2 protein-coding genes are annotated in these 1,522 nt (G+C 64.3%); both read right to left on the reverse strand.

The features are described from left to right. The coding region (locus WCA85_RS13845; RefSeq protein WP_424064727.1) for a hypothetical protein at nucleotides 1–194 on the reverse strand (194 nt) is incomplete at its 3' end. Nucleotides 195–584: 390 nt separating this feature from the next. After that, nucleotides 585–1,522 (reverse strand): oligopeptide/dipeptide ABC transporter ATP-binding protein (locus WCA85_RS13850; RefSeq protein WP_424064729.1); only part of this gene is annotated, 938 nt, incomplete at its 5' end.

The raw sequence follows: 1,522 nt of genomic DNA on the forward strand, positions 1-1,522 counted from the left end.
CTCATCAACTGGCTGCCCGCTCGGGCGCCGCTGGCAGGCAACGGCGCGTCGGCGCTCAGGGCCAGCGGCGAGACGACATCGGCCGTCGTCGCTGCGTGTACCGCATGCCCGGTCAGCAAACCCGCACCGGCTATCAACACCGCGATACCCCGTGACATCCCGTAGTAGTACTGATTTAATGTTCTGGCTTTCATCACTGCTCTCCCGAGGAAACCCCGGCGCCTCGATGCCGACGTCTCTCACGCTGCGTTCTCGCGGCGGGTCCGTCGTTGTGCGGGCCTCATCGCTCCCCGAGTTTCTTTTGCACGTCGCACGCCGCTCTCCAGGGGCAAGCAATGCATGCGAGGTGCGCGAAACGCTGTCACCGTTTCACAGATCGGTAGTGGCTCCGGCTCGCGTGAGCAATTCCTCCATCGCGCGGTTGAATCGCACGTCGCGGGCCAGATACCGCCTGTATCTTAGCGATAAGCGTGCCATTGCGCCCAAAGTCCCGTCCGGTAGGGCATCGACATGGCACATGCGGTGCGGACGAAGCGGAATTGACAGAAAACGTTTCGAAGCTGAAACGCCAGATGCGAAGAATGTTAAACGTCGCTCGTACGACGTTGCAGCGCGCGCAGTTCAACGACGGGAATGTGGCAGCGAATCCGGTGGCCGTCGCCGGCATCCTCAAACGGCGGCTCCTGCTCTTCGCAAATAGCCCCGATCTTGCGGGGGCAGCGCGTATGAAATACGCAACCGGACGGCGGCGCGGCGGGGCTCGGCAGATCGCCCGAAAGGCGAATTCGTTGCGTGCCGTTGCGCGCATCCAATGCCGGGGCCGACGATAACAGTGCCTCGGTATACGGATGGTGTGGGCCGTCGAACACCGTTGCAGCAGGCCCGATTTCCAGCAGGCGCCCCACGTAGAGCACGGCAATGCGGTCGGCCAGATAACGCACCACGTGTAGATCGTGGGAGATAAACACGTAGCTCACACCGCGTTCGCGTTGCAGGTCGGCGAGCAGATTGAGGATCGACGCCTGTACCGAGACATCCAGTGCCGAAGTCGGCTCGTCGCAGACCACTACGCGCGGCTCGCCCGCAAACGCGCGGGCAATCGCCACGCGCTGCTTGAGACCGCCCGACAATTGCCGCGTGCGTACCCCAAGATAACGATCGGGCAAGCGTACGGCGGCGATGAGTGTGGCAAGCCGTTCGTCCTGCGCCGGTCCGCGCAACGCGGCGAGGCGTGCCAGCGCGCGGCCAATCAGCCGTTTGACTGAATGCGACCGGTTGAGCGCCGAGTCCGGGTTCTGGAACACGATCTGCAGCGACTTGACCTGATGATCGTTGCGGCTCGTCACGCGCGCCGGCAACGGCGCACCGTCGAGTTCGAGAATGCTGCCAGCGTCGGGCGCGAGCAGACCGAGCATCAGCTTGGCTAGCGTGGTCTTGCCGCTGCCCGATTCGCCGACGAGGCCCAGCGTCTCGCCGCTGGCGAGATCGAGCGAGACGTCGTCGACGGCGCGCACCGTTGCGC

Source organism: Paraburkholderia sp. (assembly GCF_049581445.1).
Taxonomy (GTDB): domain Bacteria; phylum Pseudomonadota; class Gammaproteobacteria; order Burkholderiales; family Burkholderiaceae; genus Paraburkholderia.